This window comes from Azospirillum endophyticum (assembly GCF_016595245.1).
GTDB lineage: Bacteria > Pseudomonadota > Alphaproteobacteria > Azospirillales > Azospirillaceae > Azospirillum > Azospirillum endophyticum.
Genome location: NZ_JAENHM010000095.1, coordinates 80,504 through 95,091, shown reverse-complemented (window position 1 = coordinate 95,091; position 14,588 = coordinate 80,504). Strand labels below are relative to the sequence as shown.

At 70.3% G+C, this 14,588-nt stretch carries 15 protein-coding genes; 1 reads left to right on the top strand and 14 read right to left on the bottom strand.

Features of this window, described 5'->3' with window-relative positions; genetic code table 11:
* Window positions 1-46: 46 nt before the first annotated feature.
* The 8 genes from JHL17_RS36625 to JHL17_RS36590 all read right to left on the bottom strand — a co-directional run bounded on the left by JHL17_RS36625 (window position 47) and on the right by JHL17_RS36590 (window position 7,692).
* Entirely contained in the window at window positions 47-835 is a 789-nt protein-coding gene (locus JHL17_RS36625) for an SDR family oxidoreductase (protein WP_200199585.1), read from the bottom strand.
* 257 nt (window positions 836-1,092) lie between these two features.
* On the bottom strand, window positions 1,093-1,653 hold the full coding sequence (locus JHL17_RS36620; RefSeq protein ID WP_200199584.1) for a cupin domain-containing protein: 561 nt from the start codon (window positions 1,651-1,653) through the stop codon (window positions 1,093-1,095).
* A gap of 35 nt (window positions 1,654-1,688) precedes the next feature.
* A complete protein-coding gene (locus JHL17_RS36615; RefSeq protein ID WP_200199583.1) occupies window positions 1,689-2,495 on the bottom strand; it encodes a sugar phosphate isomerase/epimerase family protein in 807 nt (268 codons plus the stop codon).
* Window positions 2,492-3,310 carry an SDR family NAD(P)-dependent oxidoreductase gene (locus JHL17_RS36610; protein WP_200199582.1) on the bottom strand — a complete coding sequence of 273 codons (819 nt, stop codon included), beginning with the start codon at window positions 3,308-3,310 and terminating at the stop codon, window positions 2,492-2,494. Before JHL17_RS36610 ends, JHL17_RS36615 begins: the two co-directional genes overlap by 4 nt.
* Window positions 3,311-3,324: 14 nt before the next feature.
* Window positions 3,325-4,305: an ABC transporter substrate-binding protein gene (locus tag JHL17_RS36605; RefSeq protein ID WP_109050181.1), complete on the bottom strand. Its 981-nt coding sequence runs from the start codon at window positions 4,303-4,305 to the stop codon at window positions 3,325-3,327.
* Window positions 4,302-5,339, bottom strand: a complete 1,038-nt coding sequence (locus JHL17_RS36600; RefSeq protein ID WP_200199581.1) for an amidohydrolase family protein — start codon at window positions 5,337-5,339, stop codon at window positions 4,302-4,304. Before JHL17_RS36600 ends, JHL17_RS36605 begins: the two co-directional genes overlap by 4 nt.
* Window positions 5,340-5,404: 65 nt before the next feature.
* The gene (locus JHL17_RS37510; protein WP_247894094.1) at window positions 5,405-6,922 is read right to left on the bottom strand and encodes an ABC transporter permease; all 1,518 of its coding nucleotides are present in this window, start codon (window positions 6,920-6,922) and stop codon (window positions 5,405-5,407) included.
* Window positions 6,919-7,692: an ABC transporter ATP-binding protein gene (locus JHL17_RS36590; protein WP_247894093.1), complete on the bottom strand. Its 774-nt coding sequence runs from the start codon at window positions 7,690-7,692 to the stop codon at window positions 6,919-6,921. Before JHL17_RS36590 ends, JHL17_RS37510 begins: the two co-directional genes overlap by 4 nt.
* A gap of 348 nt (window positions 7,693-8,040) precedes the next feature.
* On the opposite strand from JHL17_RS36590, the gene JHL17_RS36585 reads away from it, so the two are divergent.
* Window positions 8,041-8,973, top strand: coding sequence for a LysR family transcriptional regulator (locus tag JHL17_RS36585; RefSeq protein ID WP_200199579.1), 933 nt, complete (start codon window positions 8,041-8,043; stop codon window positions 8,971-8,973).
* Between the two features lie 19 nt (window positions 8,974-8,992).
* On the opposite strand, the gene JHL17_RS36580 is transcribed toward JHL17_RS36585, so the two are convergent.
* From JHL17_RS36580 to JHL17_RS36555, 6 genes are all read right to left on the bottom strand, one after another.
* Window positions 8,993-9,700 carry an ABC transporter ATP-binding protein gene (locus JHL17_RS36580; protein ID WP_200199578.1) on the bottom strand — a complete coding sequence of 236 codons (708 nt, stop codon included), beginning with the start codon at window positions 9,698-9,700 and terminating at the stop codon, window positions 8,993-8,995.
* Between the two features lie 5 nt (window positions 9,701-9,705).
* A complete protein-coding gene (locus tag JHL17_RS36575; protein WP_200199617.1) occupies window positions 9,706-10,482 on the bottom strand; it encodes an ABC transporter ATP-binding protein in 777 nt (258 codons plus the stop codon).
* Entirely contained in the window at window positions 10,479-11,519 is a 1,041-nt protein-coding gene (locus JHL17_RS36570) for a branched-chain amino acid ABC transporter permease (protein ID WP_200199577.1), read from the bottom strand. The genes JHL17_RS36575 and JHL17_RS36570 overlap by 4 nt, the downstream gene beginning before the upstream one ends.
* Window positions 11,512-12,405 (bottom strand): branched-chain amino acid ABC transporter permease, encoded by an 894-nt coding sequence (locus tag JHL17_RS36565; protein WP_200199576.1) that lies wholly within the window; start codon window positions 12,403-12,405, stop codon window positions 11,512-11,514. Before JHL17_RS36565 ends, JHL17_RS36570 begins: the two co-directional genes overlap by 8 nt.
* A gap of 25 nt (window positions 12,406-12,430) precedes the next feature.
* A complete protein-coding gene (locus tag JHL17_RS36560) occupies window positions 12,431-13,642 on the bottom strand; it encodes an ABC transporter substrate-binding protein (protein WP_200199575.1) in 1,212 nt (403 codons plus the stop codon).
* 110 nt (window positions 13,643-13,752) lie between these two features.
* Window positions 13,753-14,562 carry an enoyl-CoA hydratase/isomerase family protein gene (locus tag JHL17_RS36555; RefSeq protein ID WP_345773949.1) on the bottom strand — a complete coding sequence of 270 codons (810 nt, stop codon included), beginning with the start codon at window positions 14,560-14,562 and terminating at the stop codon, window positions 13,753-13,755.
* Window positions 14,563-14,588 lie beyond the last annotated feature (26 nt).

Below are 14,588 nucleotides of genomic sequence, written 5' to 3'. Positions count from 1 at the left end.
CCCATCACAGCGCGCTCTGCACCCATCACAGCGTGCTCTGCGATCATCACAGCGCGCTCTGCACGATGCCGCCGTCCACCGGGATGGCGGTGCCGGTCAGGTAACTGGCGCGTTCGGAAGCCAGGAAGACGATCAGGTCGGCGACCTCCTCGGGCCGGGCGAAGCGGCCGAGCGGGATGCCGGCGGCGATGCCGGCCGCGGTGTCCTCCGCGGTCCGGCCCTGGGCGGCGGCGCGGGCGCCGACCACCTGGGTCATGCGGTCGGTCGCCGTCCAGCCGGGACAGACGGTGTTGACCAGGATGTTCTCCGGCGCCAGCTGCGTCGCCATCGTCTTGGCCCAGCCCAGCGCCCCCAGCCGCAGGCTGTTGGACAGCATCAGCTCGCCGATCGGCTGCTTGACCGAATAGGAGCTGATGTTGACCACCCGCCCCCAGCGCTGCCGGCGCATGTGGGGAAGGGCTGCGCGGGTGGCGTTGACCGCCGACATCAGCGTCAGGCGGAAGGCGTCCTCCCAGTCGGCGCCGCTCAGCCCGTCGAAGGGGCCGGGTTTCGGACCGGCGGCGTTGTTGACCAGGATGTGGATGGTGCCGAAGGCGTCGGCGACCTCGTCGACCAGCCGCTCCACCGCCTCCGGGTCGCCGACATCGGCCGGCACCGCCAGAACCGGGCCGCCGGCCGCCTCCAGAAGCGCCCTCGCCTCCTCCAGCCGGCCGGGGTCGCGGCCACAGATGGCGACGGCGCAGCCTTCGCGCGCGAACCCCAGCGCCGCCGCCCGTCCGATGCCCTGGCTGCCGCCGAGCACCAGCGCGACCTTGCCCTTCAGTCCCATATCCATCGCTGTGGTCTTCCTTTTCCGGATGCCGCAAACCTTCGGTCCAAGACGATCGCCTATTGCTCCCTCTCCCGCCCCGGGAGAGGGAAGGGGCCCATGCGCAGCATGGGAAGGGTGAGGGGTTGGGCACGAAGCCATGCACTTTGGGACCATGCGGTCCGGGATTCTCGGACCACCCCTCACCCTCCCCGCCTTCGGCGGGTCCCCTCCCTCTCCCGGGACGGGAGAGGGCGTTTATCGGTACATGCGACAGCGGCCCGTCAGCCGCGCGGGCGCCTGCTGACGACGGTTCCGGCCTCGGGCTGGAAATAGCTGCGCTCGGGCTTGTAGGTTCCGCTCGCCACGGTGATGCCCCAGCTTCCCTGCTCCAGCGCCATGAAGCCGTGGATGTCGGCGGGCGGGGCGATCACCACGCTGTCGCCCGGCTCCAGCACGCGGTCCTCGACCATTGTCAGATCGGCCTTGCCAGGAACCGAGCCGTCGTCGCGCCGCTCGTAGACGGTGTGCTTCACCCGCCCCCGGTAAATCGCCATGCTCTCCCAGTTGCCATGGTCGTGGACGGCGATGGGCTGGCCGTCGGGCAGCTCGAACAGCAGGATCGACAGGTCGCCGTCATAGTAGAGGTACTGGGAATTGGCGACGTGGTTGCCGATGCGCGGCACGCCGGCCGTGCACAGGTCGGGCCGGGCGGCGAGCGCGGCCAGCGGTTCGCGCAGCGCCGCCGTCAGGCGGGCGGTATCGTGTCCGTGCGCCTCGATCGCCCGGATCACCGCCTGGGCGCAGGCACGGATGGCGGTGCCGGTCTCTGGGCTGGCGGCCATGGTGGATCCTCCTGAAAGCCGTCGATCGATAAGGGTCAGAGCGCCGCCAGCAGGCGGCGGGTGGCGGCGACGGCGCGCGCCACGCGGGCCGGCGCCTCCATCGTCCGCGCCAGGGCGGCGGTGGGGATTTCGAGGGCGAGCGGCAGGCCGGGCGGAAGCGCACGCAGCAGCCCGGTCAGGTCGATGCCGCCCTCGCCGGGAACCAGCCGCTCCTTCACCGCGGTGTGCAGCAGGGACTCGCGGTCGGTCCCATGCTCGCGCGGGGCGTCGCAGAGATGCATGTAGGCGAACAGGCCGGGCGGGATCGCCGCCAGCTCGGCCGGCGTGCCGCCGGAGCGGTCGTAATGCAGCGCGTCGAGCGCGATGCCGATGTTCGGGCGCTCCACCCGGCCGATCAGCCGGGCGGCGGCGGCGGCGCTCGGCACGCTCATCCAGGGCACGAACTCGAACTGCACGGTCAGGCCGAAGCCGGCGGCATCGTCGCACAACCGTCCCAGCCTTGCCGCCAGCCGCCCCTCGTCGGGGTCGTCGCCGGTCGCCAGAACATGGCGGGCGCCCAGTTCGGCCGCCGCCTCCAGGAAGGGGCGGAAGGCGTCGAGGTCGGTGTGGGGCAGGACGCGGGCGGTGTTGGCGTCGAGCGCCGTGACGCCGCGGTCGGCCATGCGCCGCTTCATCTCGCGCCGCAGGGCGGGGTCGGCCAGCAGCGGCATCGGATCGCCGTCGGGCTGGCCGCCCAGCAGGCGCAGGCCGACATGGGCGCAGCCCTGGTCCGCCGCCACCGTCACCATGTCGGGCGGCGACAGCTCCGGCACCGTGTAGTAGGAGAGCGACAGCGGGTTCATGCCGCTCCCCCCGCCGCCTGGATGGAAGACGGAGCCGGACGGACGCCGCCATACTGCGCCCAGCTGCCGGCGACGTGCCATCCGGCATCCACCACCAGATTGACGCCGGTGATCGCCGACGCCCGGTCGGAGGCCAGGAACTCGATGCTCTCCGCCACCTCGCGCGGCTGGACGATCCGGCCGAGCGCGGTGAATTCGGCCGGATCGGCGGCGTAGCGGCCCGACCGGATCCGTTCGACCACCCGCGGCACCAACGTCGAGCCGGGCGACACGCAGTTGACCCGCACCCCGGCGCGCCCCCATTCCCCGGCGAGGTTCAGCGTCAGGCTGACCACCCCCGCCTTGCTCGACGCGTAGGCATGGACCGGCACCGAGCCGATGGCGGCGATCGACGCGATGTTGACGATGCTGCCCCGCCCCTGCCGCGCCATGCGGGTGCCGAAGGCGCGGTTGGCGTAATAGGTGCCGGTCAGGTTGACGTGGATTGTGCGCTCCCACACCTCCAGCGGCAGCTCGGCCGGCGGCAGCACCGGCTGGAAGACGGCGGCGGCGACCACCAGCGCGCCGACCGGACCATGCGCCGCCTCGATGGCGGCGACGGCCTCGTCGACCGCCGCGGCGTCGGCGATGTCGAGCGCCAGCGCGGCGCCGCCGAGGTCGCCGGCCACCCGTTCCGCGGCAGCCGGGTCGAGGTCGGCGATGGCCAGCCGCCAGCCGCGTGCCGCCATCAGCCGGGCGGTCTCCTCGCCGATGCCGTTGCCGCCGCCGATGACGACGGCCAGCGCGCCGTCCGTGGCCGGGGTCTGCTGCGTCATGGCGGGGTCCTCCGTCACTTGCGCAGGTCGGCGGCGAGGAAGGAGCTGTCCAGCACCTTCGACCAGTCGACCGGGCCGGACCATTCGCCCATGCGTTCCATGCCCTTGACCCAGATGTTCAGGGCGTCCATGTCGAAATCGCCCTGGCTCCAGTATTTGATCGCCGCCATGCGCTTCATCGAGGCGGTGGCGACATCGACCGGCAGCGTGTCGCCATAGCGCTTGGCGACCATCTTCGCGGCCTCTTCGGGGTTCTCGTAGATGAAGTTCACCGCGGAGCGCCAGGCGGCGAGCAGCCCGCGCAGCTGGTCCGGGCTCTTGCGCATGAAGTCGCCGGTGGCGACGCCGACGGTCGGCGTCATCGACGGCAGGTTCTCCAGCGAGAAGGCGACCTTGTAGCGGTCCTTGCGGGCGCTGTAGAGCGGCTCCAGGATCAGCGCCGCATCCACCCCGCCCTGCTCCAGCGCCGACAGGCCCGAGCCGACCGATCCCAGCGCCACCATGTCGGCCTTGCCGGGATAGCCGGCCGCCTCGAAGGCCATGACGACCATCAGCTCGCTCGACGATTTCGGCGCGGTGATGCCGACCTTGCGGCCGACCAGATCCTTGACCGAGGACACGCCGCTGTCCGGCCGCGTCACCCACAGCAGGTCGTCCACCCGGCGGATCGCGGTATGGACGATGCGGATGTCCATCCCCTGCCTGATGCCGGCCAGCGCGGTGGAGGTGCTGACGATGCCGTAGCCGAGCCCGCCGCCCACCATGTTGCGGATGCCGGTGCCGCCGCCGACCGAGCTCATCACGTCGGTGACGTCGACACCGTTCTTCTTGTAGTCGCCGCGCTCCAGCGCCACCGCGATGGGGGCGGTGTTCAGCAGGGCGCCATAATGGGACGCCATGATCTCCAGCGCGTGGGCCTGCGGCGCCGAGGCCAGCAGGCCGCCGATCAGCGGCACCGCCGCCAGCGCGCGGGTCAGGAAACGGGTGATGGTCATGGCGTCCCTCCGTTGTGGGTCTTATCTTTTCTGGTGGGGTCTTTTCTCAGCAGGCGGCGGGCGTTGCCGGCCAGCGCGGGCGACATGGCGCCGTGGTGCCCATCCTCCGGCTGGTCCCAGCCGGCGAAGTTGGTGCCGAAGACCAGACGGTCCGGCCCCACCACCTGCGTCAGCAGCGCCAGCGCCCGGTCGTCGTTCAGGTGCGTGTCGAACCACAGGCGCGACAGCATCTCCTCGAAGGCGCCATCCTTCTTCATCGACTGGCTGGCCCACGGGCGCTTCATGCCGGCCTGCGCCAGCCGCCCGGCGGTGAAGGCGGCGGCACCGCCGCCATGGCTGATCCAGACGTCCAGCCGGGGGTGGCGCTCCAGCACGCCGCCGAAGATCAGGGTGGCGACGGCGATGGTCTCCTGCGCGGCGAAGCCGATGATGACGTCGAGGTCGAAACGCTTCAGCGCCGGGTCGCCGGGCGGCCCGTCGATGCCGGCCGGAGCCGGATGCAGGAACAGCGGCACGTCCAGCCGGACGAAGGCCTCGTAGAGCCTGTCGAACTCCGGGCTGTGCAGCGGCTCGCCCGCGAATTCGGTGCCGGTCGCCGCCCCCCACAGTCCCAGCTCGCCGACGGAGCGCTCCAGCTCCTCCGTCGCGGCGCGCGGGTCCTGCATCGGCAGGGCCGCCAGTCCGCCCAGCCGGTCGGGGTAGCGCCCGACCAGCTCGGCCAGCGCGTCGTTGTGCCGGCGGCAGAAGGACACGGCCGAGGGCACGTCGATGTGGTGGAAGTAGTTCAGCGGACTGGCCGACAGCACCTGGAAATCGATGCCGGCCTGGTCCATGCGGCGCAGCCGCAGCTCCGGGTCGGTGAAGGGGCTGTTCAGGTGGCGGACGCCGCTCAGCCGGTAATTGCCGACGCGGTACCAGGGCTGGCCGGTCTCGTCGACGCCATGCTCCGGCCCGTGGATGCCGGCGGCACCGTTGGTCGCCTCCAGGCGGACATGGGCATGGACGTCGATCAGCGTCGCGGTTTCGATGGGCATGGGAAGGTCCTTTCCGCCGGGCGGGCCGGCGGCCGGGAAGGAGGTGAACGGAGGTGCCGGATGGCTCAGGCGGCCCGGTGCATCCGGTTGTCGAGCGCGAGCAGCGCGCTGTTGACCGCCAGGGCGAACAGGCCGATCAGCACCGTGACGCTCATCATCGTCGCGGTGTCGTTGACGCTGATGCCGTTCATGATCATGAAGCCCAGCCCGCGCTTGGACGCGAACATCTCGCCGACCATCACGCCCAGCAGGGTGATGGAGAAGCTGATGCGCAGGCCGGTCACGATCTCCGGCACCGTCGCCGGCACCAGGACCGCGGTCAGCGTCTGCATCCGCGTCAGCCGCATGGCGCGGGCCGAGCGCCGCAGCACCGGGTTCATGGCGCGGATGGCGCCCATGGTCACCAGCATCATCGGGATGAAGCCGTGCAGCGTGCCGAAGGCGACCTTCGCCGGCATGCCGAGCCCGAACAGCAGCAGGATCACCGGATAGAGCGTGACCTTGGGAATGGCGTAGAGGGTGACGAACAGCGGCTCCAGCACGTCCGACAGCGACCGGTTGGCACCGATCAGCACACCCGCCAGCCCGCCGCCGATGCAGGAGATCAGCAGCGACAGCCCCAGCGCCTTGGCGGTCTCCGCCACGTTCTCCCAGAAGGACGGGTTGCCGAACAAGACGGTCATCCGGTTCAGGGTAACGGCGGGCGAAGCCAGCGCCTCGTCCCCCGCAAGGCCATGGAACAGCTGCCAGCCGCCCAGGATCAGCAGGGCGATGACGGCGGCAGCCACCAGCTTCTCCCCCGACCCGGCGGTGTCGCGGGCGGCGCCGACGCGGCCGGCGCCCGAGCGGTGGCGCACCCGCTGTTCCGCCCAGTGCAGCAGCACGGTCAGGCTGGACACGAAGACCACGACGAACAGCAGCAGCGCGTACATCGTCCGGTCCTGGAGATTGTTGTACGCGAAGGCGATGGAATAGCCGAGCCCGCTGCCGGCCAGGATGAACTCCGCCCCGATGACGCCGGTCACTGAATAGCTCAGCGCCAGCTTCACCCCGGTGAAGATGTGCGGCCCTGCGGCCGGAAGCTGGATCAGCAGCGCATCCTGGACGCGGTCGAGGCGGTAGGTGCGGCCGACCTTGCGCAGCACCGGCGGGATGCGGTCCAGCCCGGACAGCGTCGCCGTCACCATCGCCATCACCGCATAGAGGAAGCCCATGGCGATGATCGGCAGCGCGTTCATGCCGAGCAGCACGATGAACAGCGGATACAGCACGAAGAACGGCAGGGCGTAATAGCTGGCGATCAGCGGCTCGACCGCCCGGCGGACCCGCGGCAGGGCGTGCAGCGCGACGCCGCCGGCGAAACCCGCCACCATCGCGGCGACGGCGGCGGCCAGGATGTTGCGCAGGGTGAAGCCGATCTGCGACCAGAACCCGTCGGTTCCCATCAGCCGGAGCAGCTCGGCCAGCATCTCCGACGGCGGGATCATGGTGGCGCGCCCGACATAGCCCAGGCGGCAGGACGCCTCCAGAGCCAGGACGGCCGCGGCGGTGATCAGCAGGCGCTGGATGCCGGCCCGCGTCATCCCGCGACCCTCCGCTGGCTGGCCATCGCCTTCAGCGATTCCTCGCGCAGCGTGTTCCACAGCCGGGTGGTGACCTCGCCGAAGGCGGGCTCGGCGGCGATGGCGCTGGTGCGGTCGCGCGGCCAGCCGGTCTCGACGATCTCGATGAAGCGGCCGGGGCGCGACGACATCACGCCGATGCGGTCGGACAGCATCGCCGCCTCGTCCAGCGCGTGGGTGATCAGCAGGACGGTCGCCCCGCTGGCCCGCCACAGCCGCAGCAGCTCGTCGCCCATCAGCAGGCGCGTCTGCTGGTCGAGCGCGCCGAACGGCTCGTCGAGCAGCACCAGGCGCGGACGCATCACCAGCGTCCGGGCGATGCAGACGCGCTGGCGCATGCCGCCGGACAGCTGGTTGGGATAGGCGCCGGCGAAATCGTTCAGCCCCATGAAATCGATGGCATGGCGGACACGGTCCTCCGCCTCGGGACCGCGGAAGCCGGCGCGGCGCAGGCCGAAGCCGATGTTGTCGCGCACGGTCAGCCAGGGAAAGGACGCATCCTCCTGGAAGACCACGCCGACCCCGTCGGGAACCGTGCCGCGCACCCGCTTGCCCTCGAAGGTGATGGTGCCGTCGGTGGGGGCGCTCAGACCGGCCAGCACGTCGAGCAGGGTCGACTTGCCGCAGCCGGACGGACCGACGATCGAGAAGAACTCTCCCCGGCGCAGCTCCAGGTCGACCGGCCCCAGCGCATGGACCGCCGATCCGAAGATGCGGGTGACGCCGGCCATAACCGCGTGGGCCCCGGCCGCCAGACCGTTGGAGCCCGGGGCGCGGCCGAAGGGAATGGGGTGCGCCGGATGGGACGCGCCTGCCGGATCCTGGGGGACCGGCGCTCTTTCTGACGATAGGCCACGCATGGGCTGCATCTCCCTCCCGGTGTCGGGCGTTCGGCGTTCCGCCTGATTTCTGTTTGTTTTGTAAGCATACAAATGCAGCCTGCCGGCCCTGTCCAGGACAGCTTTGGACCACCCCCATATAAAAATTGTTTGCCCTCCCCCGCCACGGGTGCGAGGCTTCGGACCCTGTCGGCGCCGTCCCGCCCTGCCGCAGCCCCCGCAAACGATGGATCACGACGGATGCGCAGCCGCCAGCTGGAAAGCTTCATCCTGGTCTGCGAACTGGGCAGCATCAGCAAGGCGGCGCTGGCGCTCAACATCGCGCAGCCGGCGCTGGGGGTGCAGATCAAGGCGCTGGAGCGGGAATTCGGCGTGCCGCTGCTGGTGCGCACCGTCACCGGTACCCATCCCACCCCGGCCGGCCTTCTCTTCCTGGAAGAGGCGAGGCTGATGGTGCGGCGGCTGGAGGATTTGAAGCGCTCGCTGCGCGAGCTCGCCGGGCAGGTTCCGAGGACGCTGGCCGTAGGGCTGACCCCCAGCCTGTCGGGGCTGCTGGCCGGCCGCCTGATGGAACGGCTGCACGGCGCCCTGCCGGGGGTCGAGCTGAAGCTTTTCGAAGAGCTGAGCCACGCCCTGATCGGCCATGCCTCGTCGGGCAAGCTGGATCTGGCTCTGGCCTACACGGTGCCGCCCAGCCGCATGCTGCACCGGGAACCGCGGCTGAACGAGGCGTTGTGCCTGATCACCCATCCGGGCTCGCGCTTCGACGGGACCGGCCCCGTGTCGCTGGCGGGCATCGCCGACGCCGAACTGGCGATGCCCAACGAGGGCGATCTGGTCCGGCGCCTGGTCACCGATGCGATGACCGCGCGCGGGCTGGCGCCGAACGTCGCCTTCTCGCTGGAATCCATGCAGGCGATCAAGGACATGGTCCGGCGCGGACTGGCCTGTGCGATCCTGCCGCACAGCGCCGTGGCGGAGGACGTCCAGGCCGGCGCGCTGGTGATCCGGCCGATCAGCGACCCGGCGCTGACGCGCACGCTGTTCCTCATTCGCCCGACCGTCGGCGAACCGAACGCCGCGACGGCCCAGGCGCTGCACATCATCGACGGCCTGCTGGACGAGCTGAGGCGCCGCGATTCGAACTTCACCATCGCGGCGGAACAGGCCTGACGCCGGCGGCCATTGACGATCACACGGCGACCATCTCCATCAGCCGGGCACGGTCGGCGGACGAGGCGGCTTCGCCATGCAGCGTGATGCGGCCGCGCTCCACCGCGTAGAAGCGGTCGGCGACGTCGAGCGCGCGGTGGATGTTCTGCTCCACCAGCAGGATGGTCAGTCCCGCCCGCTTCAACTCGGTGATGATCGCGAAGATCTCGTCGACGATCATCGGCGCCAGACCTTCGGTCGGCTCGTCGATCAGCAGCAGCTTGGCGGTGCCCACCATCACGCGGGCCATTGCCAGCATCTGCTGCTCGCCGCCGGACAGGGTGGTGCCGAGCTGCCGCCGCCGTTCGGCCAGCCGCGGGAAGCGGGCGAAGGCCTGTCCGATCGCCTGCTCGTTCTCCCGCCGTGCCCGGCCGGGGCATTGCAGCAGCCCCAGCCGCAGATTCTCCTCGACGCTGAGGCCGGGGAAGATGCGGCGGTCCTCCGGCACCAGCCCGAGCCCGAGGCGGGCGATGGCGTCGGGCGTCCGGCCGGCCAGATCGACGCCGCCGAAGCGGATCGCGCCGGAGCTGGCCGGCACCCAGCCGGCGACGGATTTCAGGATGGTGGTCTTGCCGACGCCGTTGCGGCCGAACAGCCCGACCACCTCGCCCGGACCGGCCTGCAGGGACACCCCCTGCAGGACGTGGCTTAGGCCGTAATGCGCGTGCAGGTTCTCGATGGAAAGCATGGGGATCACCCGTGTCCGAAATAGGCGGCCTGTACGGCGGGATCGGCGCGCACCACGGCGGGCGGCCCCTCGGCGATCTTCCGGCCCTGGGCCATCACGACGACATGGTCCGACAGGCTCATCACCAGCCCGATGTCGTGTTCGATCAGCAGCACCGTCAGGTCGCCGGCCAGCGAGCGGATCAGCGCGCCGGTGTCGGCGGTGTCGCCGTGGCTCATGCCCTGGGTCGGCTCGTCCAGCAGCAGCACCCGCGGTTCGGCGGCCAGCGCCACCGCGATCTCCAGCCGCCGCTGTTCGCCGTGCGACAGGTTGCCGGCAAGCTCGCGCGCCTTGGCCGTCAGGCCGAAGCGCTCCAGCAGCGCGTCGGCCTTGGCGAGCGCCCGGCGGCTGTGGCCGACCGGGCGCAGCGCATGCCAGGGCCGTTCCAGCACCTGCGCGGCGATCCGCAGGTTTTCCAGGACCGGCAGCTCGAAGAACAGGTTGGTGATCTGGAACGACCGCGCCAGCCCGGCGGCGAGCAGCCGGTCGGGCGAGCGCCCGGTGACGTCGGCGCCGTCCAGGGTCACCCGGCCGCCGGTGGGGCGGATGGCGCCGCTGATCAGGTTGAACAGCGTGCTCTTGCCCGCCCCGTTGGGACCGATGACCGAGGTGATGCGGCCGGCGGCGGCCTCGAAACCGACGCCCGCCACCGCCTGGAGCCCGCCGAAATTCACCGACAGGCCGCGCACGCCGAGCGCACAGGCGCCGCCGGCCGTTGCCGTCCTGAGGGGAGATGCCGTCATGGTGCCGTCCTCCCCTGTTCGCCGCGGCGGTTCAGCCGGGCCAGCAGGGCGCCGACCAGCCCCTTGCGCAGGAAGATGACGGACAGCATGAAGATGACCCCCACGACGATCAGGTGATGCTCGGTCCAGGACCCGACGACCGAGCGCAGGGCGGTCAGCAGCAGGCTGCCCACCACCGGCCCGACCAGCGTGCCGACGCCGCCGACGATGACGGTGATCACCGCATTGCCGGAGGTCTCGAAGAACATCAGCTCGGGCGAGACGAAGCCGCGCAGCATCGGGTAGAGCGCCCCCGCCAGCGCCGCGACGCAGGCGGCCAGGACGTAGACCGCCAGCTTGTAGCGCCAGGCGTTGAAGCCCAGGAACGGCACGCGCTTCTCGTTGGCGCGGATGGCGGCCAGCGTGCGGCCGAACGGCGCGTCCATCAGGTAGGACAGCCCGGCATAGGCCGCCACGGTCAGGCCGAGCACCAGCAGGAAGAAGGACAGCGGGTCGGCGGTATCGAGGCTGAACGGCCCGAAGCCGACCCGGATCTGCGGAATGCCGATCAGCCCGTCCGACGCACCGAGAGCGCGAGTGTTGTAGACGGTCTTGGCGGCGACCTGGGCCAGTCCGAAGGTGATGAGGGCGAAATAGACGCCCTTCACCCGGTTGGCGATGACGCCGCCGATCAGGCCGGCGACGCCGCCCGCCAGCAGGGCCGCCGCCATCGCCAGCCAGAAGCTGGGGGCGACGTCGCGCAGGACGAGCGCCGAGACATAGGCGCCCAGCCCGAAATACAGCGCCTGCCCGAGCGACAGGAGGCCGGTGTAGCCCAGCAGCAGGTCGACGCTCATCGCCAGCCCGGCGAAGATCAACGCCTCGGTCGCCAGACGCAGGTAGAAGCCGTTGCCGGTCGCCCAGGCGACGGCGGCGAAGCCCAGCGCCGCCGCCAGGAAGGCCAGCGCCAGCCAATGGACCGGGGCCAGACGGGACAATCGCGATGCCGGACCGGCGCGGCCGGGATCGGAGAGGGTGCGCAAGGTGGCCTCAGGCATGTCCGAGCCTCCCGAACAGGCCCTGCGGCCGGACCATCAAAACCAGCACCATGATCCCGAACACCAGCGGGTCGGACCAGACCGGCGAGATGTAGAGGCTGGAGAGCGCCTGCACCTGGGTCAGCAGCAGGCCGGCGACGACCGCCCCCTGGATCGATCCCATGCCGCCGACGATCACCACGGTGAAGGCCATCAGGATGAAGTCGCGCCCCATGGTCGGGAACACCGAATAGATCGGCGCCAGCAGCACGCCGGACAGCCCGGCCAGCGCCACCCCGAAGGCAAAGGTGCCGGCATAGACCCGGCGCACCGGCACGCCCAGCGACGAGGCCATGTCCTTGTCGAAGGCCGCCGCCCGCACCATGGCGCCGAGCCCGGTGCGGAAGACCACCAGCCAGACCGCGGCGATCAGCGCGAGGCCGAAGCCGATCAGGAACAGCCGGTAATTGGGCAGGAACATGCCGAGGATCTCGGTGCCGCCCTCGATCGGGTTCTCCGGCCGCTGGGTGTTGGGGCCGTAGACCAGCTTCAGCAGGTCTTCCATGATCATGCCCAGCCCGAAGGTCAGCAGCAGGGTCAGGATGTGGCGGTCGCGGCTGTGGAAGACCCGGGCGATCAGCCAGCGCTCGGCCAGCCAGCCGATCGGCAGCATCAGCAACGGCACCAGCACCAGCAGCGCCCAGAACCCGACGCCCAGCCCGGCCAGGGTCAGCGCCAGGAAGGCGCCCACGGCGTAGAACTCGCCATGGGCCATGTTGATGACGTCGAGCAGCCCGAAGATGATGGTCAGGCCCAGCGCCATCAGGACGACGGCAACCCCGAGCGACAGACCGTTCAGCGCCTGCGGCGCCAGGACGAATTGCAGATAGTCGATGAGTTCGGCCATGGGCGGCGGCTCCTTGGAAGCGTCCTCAGAAGCGGGTGCACTGGTCCGGCCCGATGGCGGCGTCGCCCGGAACGGTGCCGACGACGTCGAAGCGGGTGCTGCTGCCGTCCGCCGCGATGCGCACGGCGTACATGTCCTGGATCGCCTGATGGTCGCCGGCCCGCATGGTCTTGGCTCCCTGCGGCGTGCTCCAGCTCAGGCCTTCCATCGCCTTGCGCAGCGCGTCGGTGTCGGTGCCGCCGGCCTTCTCGACCGCCGCCTTGAAGAAACCGATCAGGCCGTAGCTGTCGGCGCCGTAGAGGTCGGGGGCCGTGTTGTATTCCTTGCGGAAGGCGGCGACGAAGGCCTGGTTCTCAGGCGTCGCCAGCTCCGCCGAATAACCGACGCCGGTGACGAAGCCGTCGGCCGCCTTGCCGATGGCGCCGATGTTCTGGGCGGTGACGGTGCCCGACGCGCCGACGATGGTCAGGTTGCGCAGCAGCCCGTATTCGCCCATCTGCGTCAGCAGCCGCACGGTGTCGTTGCCGGCGGTGGAGGTGTAGAGCACGCTGGGGCGGGCGGCGCGGAGCTGGCCGAAATACTGCGAGTAATCCTTGCTGCCGAGCGGCGCGAAGACTTCGCCGGTCGATTGCGCGCCGGTCTTCTCCGCCGCCGCCTTGAAAGCCGCGACGGTGGAACGGCCCATCTCGTAGTCGGGGCCGAGGTAGTAGACCTTGGCCTTCGGCTTGTCCTTGGCCAGCCATTCCGCCAGCGCCGCCGACTGCTGCCCCGCCCGCGCGTTCACCCGGAAGACGTTGGGCGAGCATTTGTCGGTGGTGATGGCGTCGGAGAAGGACACGGTGGTGGCGATCAGCCGGCCGTTGCGCTCGGCGAGCTGCCCGACCGCCAGGGTCGAGCCGGAATTGACGGTGCCGGTCAGGAAATCGACCTTGTTGACCTGGAACAGCTTCTCCGCCTTCTGGGTGGCGACGGCGGGATTGGCCTCCTCGTCCTCGAACAGCAGTTCGACCTGACGGCCGAGGATGCCGCCGGCGGCGTTGACCTCCTTCGTCGCCAGTTCCAGGCCCCAGCGGACCTGCTGGCCGATCGGCGCGTAGGTGCCCGACAGCGGGGTCACCACCCCGATGCGGATCGGATCGGCGGCCTCAGCCGTCCCGGCGGTCGCGAGCGGGGCCGCCAGCAGGGCCAGCAGCGGCGACAGGGCGTAGACTGACCTCAAAAGAGCGTTCTTGGACATGGATGGTCTCCCTCACTGGCGCGATGCCGCGCCTGGAATTTGAAAAAGGCGGCGCCCGCTCGTTGGATGGCGGGCGCTCGAAGTCGGTGCCGAGACGGAAATGCCGGGGATCAGTTGCCTTTGAAGACCGGCTTGCGCTTCTCGTGGAAGGAGGCGACGCCTTCCTTGAAGTCCTCCGAACCGCGCAGGCGGCCGTAGGCCTGACCCTCGATCTCGATGGCGCCGTTGACCGAGACGTTGTTGCCGCTGTTCAGCACGCCCTTGATGGTGCGCTGGGCCAGCGGCGAGAAGCCGCGCAGTTCGTCGACCAGGGCGGCGACCGTCGCTTCCAGTTCGGCGTCGGCGACGCAGTCGGTGACGAAGCCCCAATCGGCGGCCTGGCGGCCGGGGATGCGCTTGGCCCGCATCACCATGTCCTTGGTCCGGCAGATGCCGATCATGTGCAGCAGGCGGGCCGACCCGCCGGAACCGGGGATCATGCCGATGCGCATCTCCGGCAGGGCGAACTGCGCGGTCTCGGACACGATGCGGAAATCGCAGGCCAGCGACAGCTCGAAGCCGACGCCGAAGCAATAGCCGCGGACCTGGGCGATCACCGGCTTGCGGCAGCGCTCCGGCGCGGCGATGTTGACCGCCAGCTCCGACACATGCTCCGCCGACTTCTCCATGAAGCCGGCGATGTTGCCGCCGGACGAGAAATTCTCGCCCTCGGCGCGCAGGACGATCACCCGCACCTTGGGGTCGCGGTCCAGCGCCGCGAACACGGCGCTGAACTGGTCGCGCTGCAGCATGCTGACGATGTTGAAGGGCGGACGGTGCAGCACGATGTCGGCGCGTTCCTTGGTCTCGTCGATCTCCACGCGGAAGCCGTCGAGGTCGGCGAGCAGGCGGTCGGTGCTGTCGAAGCGATAGGGGGTCACGGTCGAAAACTCCATGGATGAAGGCT

Bases quoted from the DNA above. Each gene is read 5' to 3' on its own strand.
- JHL17_RS36625 (WP_200199585.1), bottom strand. From the start codon at position 835: ATGGATATGGGACTGAAGGGCAAGGTCGCGCTGGTGCTCGGCGGCAGC.
- JHL17_RS36620 (WP_200199584.1), bottom strand. From the start codon at position 1,653: ATGGCCGCCAGCCCAGAGACCGGCACCGCCATCCGTGCCTGCGCCCAG.
- JHL17_RS36615 (WP_200199583.1), bottom strand. From the start codon at position 2,495: ATGAACCCGCTGTCGCTCTCCTACTACACGGTGCCGGAGCTGTCGCCG.
- JHL17_RS36610 (WP_200199582.1), bottom strand. From the start codon at position 3,310: ATGACGCAGCAGACCCCGGCCACGGACGGCGCGCTGGCCGTCGTCATC.
- JHL17_RS36605 (WP_109050181.1), bottom strand. From the start codon at position 4,305: ATGACCATCACCCGTTTCCTGACCCGCGCGCTGGCGGCGGTGCCGCTG.
- JHL17_RS36600 (WP_200199581.1), bottom strand. From the start codon at position 5,339: ATGCCCATCGAAACCGCGACGCTGATCGACGTCCATGCCCATGTCCGC.
- JHL17_RS37510 (WP_247894094.1), bottom strand. From the start codon at position 6,922: ATGACGCGGGCCGGCATCCAGCGCCTGCTGATCACCGCCGCGGCCGTC.
- JHL17_RS36590 (WP_247894093.1), bottom strand. From the start codon at position 7,692: ATGGCCGGCGTCACCCGCATCTTCGGATCGGCGGTCCATGCGCTGGGG.
- JHL17_RS36585 (WP_200199579.1), top strand. From the start codon at position 8,041: ATGCGCAGCCGCCAGCTGGAAAGCTTCATCCTGGTCTGCGAACTGGGC.
- JHL17_RS36580 (WP_200199578.1), bottom strand. From the start codon at position 9,700: ATGCTTTCCATCGAGAACCTGCACGCGCATTACGGCCTAAGCCACGTC.
- JHL17_RS36575 (WP_200199617.1), bottom strand. From the start codon at position 10,482: ATGACGGCATCTCCCCTCAGGACGGCAACGGCCGGCGGCGCCTGTGCG.
- JHL17_RS36570 (WP_200199577.1), bottom strand. From the start codon at position 11,519: ATGCCTGAGGCCACCTTGCGCACCCTCTCCGATCCCGGCCGCGCCGGT.
- JHL17_RS36565 (WP_200199576.1), bottom strand. From the start codon at position 12,405: ATGGCCGAACTCATCGACTATCTGCAATTCGTCCTGGCGCCGCAGGCG.
- JHL17_RS36560 (WP_200199575.1), bottom strand. From the start codon at position 13,642: ATGTCCAAGAACGCTCTTTTGAGGTCAGTCTACGCCCTGTCGCCGCTG.